Source organism: Streptomyces sp. NRRL F-2664 (genome assembly GCF_000719345.1).
In the GTDB taxonomy this organism is placed as follows: Bacteria; Actinomycetota; Actinomycetes; order Streptomycetales; family Streptomycetaceae; genus Streptomyces.
Genome location: NZ_JOFX01000476.1, coordinates 1 through 309, shown reverse-complemented (window position 1 = coordinate 309; position 309 = coordinate 1). Strand labels below are relative to the sequence as shown.

The following is a 309-nucleotide window of genomic DNA, read 5'->3' as shown; positions in this document are numbered from 1 at the left end:
GCGCGAGGTCACCGTTTCCGCGTCCGTGCCGGGCGCCACGGTGGTGGTCTCGGTCAGGCGTCCGTCCTCCACGGTCCGGCTGACCTCAGTCTTCAGCTCGCCCGGCCCCTCACCCCGGCCCTCCTCACCGGCGCCGTCGGCCCAGCTGACCGTCCCGGAGGCAATCTGCCCGTACTTGTCGTAGGTGAAGGTGGTCTGCTCGCGGGCGGCGAGCTTCCCGGCGCTGTCTGCGGTGCGGGTGACGGTCCCGGTGACCGTGCGCCGGTCCGCAGCCAGGGTGTTGGAGGTCTCCTGCAGGACCTTGCCGTC

General features: G+C 72.2%; 1 protein-coding gene. It reads right to left on the bottom strand.

Annotated elements, in window-relative coordinates; all coding sequences use genetic code 11:
- The coding region (locus tag IF89_RS40000) for a hypothetical protein (RefSeq protein ID WP_043195091.1) at positions 1-309 on the bottom strand (309 nt) is incomplete at both ends.